The sequence below is a fragment of the Pseudomonas sp. F01002 genome, assembly GCF_004402115.1.
GTDB classification, from domain to species: domain Bacteria; phylum Pseudomonadota; class Gammaproteobacteria; order Pseudomonadales; family Pseudomonadaceae; genus Aquipseudomonas; species Aquipseudomonas frigoris.
In genome coordinates this window covers 277-1681 of sequence record NZ_SOPU01000005.1, presented here as the reverse complement: position 1 = coordinate 1681, position 1405 = coordinate 277, and the positions used below count along the sequence as shown (strand labels likewise).

Genomic DNA, 1405 nt, shown 5'->3' with positions numbered 1-1405 from the left:
CGACCTGCTCGGTCGGTGCGCCGTTATCCAGGATGCCGTCATAGCGCAGCCAGACTCGCTGCCCTGACAGTTGGAAGGGCCATTGAGCCACCCGCAGATACTCGGTGCCTACCAGGCTGTTAACGTCCAGCACGTTGCCCACCGCACGGTCGATGGCCGGCGTGGGCAAGGCGCCATCCTGGTTGGGAATGCTCTGCACGTTCAGCGAAAAGGGTTGCGAGGGTTGCGATTGGCCGTTGCGCGTAACGGTGTAGCTGATGGTGACCGGCTTGCCCAGGTTAAAGGCAATCACCGACACCGGTACCGGAATCTCAAGACCGATACTGCTGATGGGGGCCGCCGTGATGGTGTGCGAACCGTCGACCGGGGTGCCGGCAGCGCCGGTCCAAGTCACGCTCAGCATAGGGCGGGTTACCGCCAGGGCGGTACTGTTAGCATCACCACTGCTTGATCGATGTGGGTGGCATGGTCGTAGCCAAAAACAAGGAAACGGGTTCGATCGGTTCAACCGATCAGGTTTAACGAGGGAAACACCCCGCCGTTAAAAAGGCAGGGTGGGTAGCTTTGGGATATTGACGTAGAACCGGCTAATGGAGGTCCCCGGATTTCCTCCATCCGTTAAAAACCGATCGTATTACAGAGGCCTGAGCCAGTAGTATGAGAAAAACCCCAAGTCATCTCCCGGAATAATGGACGCTACAACTGTCCCTATTCTCCATGTCCCGTTGGCGTTAGGGAAGAAGAGATGGTCCGAACCCGTTCGTTGCGGATAGTTAGGTGCAGTGAATGGGTAGCTGGGGCCGCATAACCATCCGGAGGAGTGCGGATAGAGTGCCGTCTCATATTTCGTGCTAACAGCTTGGAGGAATCCAGGGTAATTGGTGGGAGAGGTGCCTTGGGCGGAAGACATTAATCCTCTGATAATACTGATCTTAACTGCCATTTGCCCCGTGGCGTGACGACCTTGTATGACGAAATTGTTGGAACAAGTGATGGTGATACTTTTTTGACGACCCGCGGCATCACCGACCTTGATCGTGGTTGATCCGTTACGCAGGCCTATGATGAGGCCCGTGTTGTCGACGGAGGCTATAAGAGGATTGTCTGAGGAGTAAGTGTAAGGTTGGGTGCCTCCCGAGGCGCTACGCCGCTGGGTCGTTCCGGCTGGATGATTTCCGCTAGGGAACCAATTAAATGTCGGATCAGCGGTAATGTTGAGCCCATTCAGGATCACGGGTGATGTATCCACGACGAGCTCTGCGCCGACGGTAAAGATGCGCGCCGCCGAGGTTACGCCACTGCCATACAATGCTTTGGCGGTGATGCTGTGAGCCGCCACGCTCAGCGCAGACACCTTCAAGGTCCAGACCCCTGTGGTCAAGTCAGCCATCGGTTGGCCTTTGGA

The 1405-nt window shown here is 56.5% G+C and carries 1 protein-coding gene and 1 pseudogene; both read right to left on the bottom strand.

Translation table 11 applies throughout. The features are described from left to right. Positions 1–403, bottom strand: a pseudogene (locus E3W21_RS31090) (hypothetical protein); the annotation flags it as partial. 231 nt (positions 404–634) lie between these two features. Continuing rightward, positions 635–1390: an Ig-like domain-containing protein gene (locus E3W21_RS03815; RefSeq protein ID WP_256661496.1), complete on the bottom strand. Its 756-nt coding sequence runs from the start codon at positions 1388–1390 to the stop codon at positions 635–637. Positions 1391–1405: the final 15 nt, after the last annotated feature.

Bases quoted from the DNA above. Each gene is read 5' to 3' on its own strand.
- E3W21_RS03815 (WP_256661496.1), bottom strand. From the start codon at position 1,390: ATGGCTGACTTGACCACAGGGGTCTGGACCTTGAAGGTGTCTGCGCTG.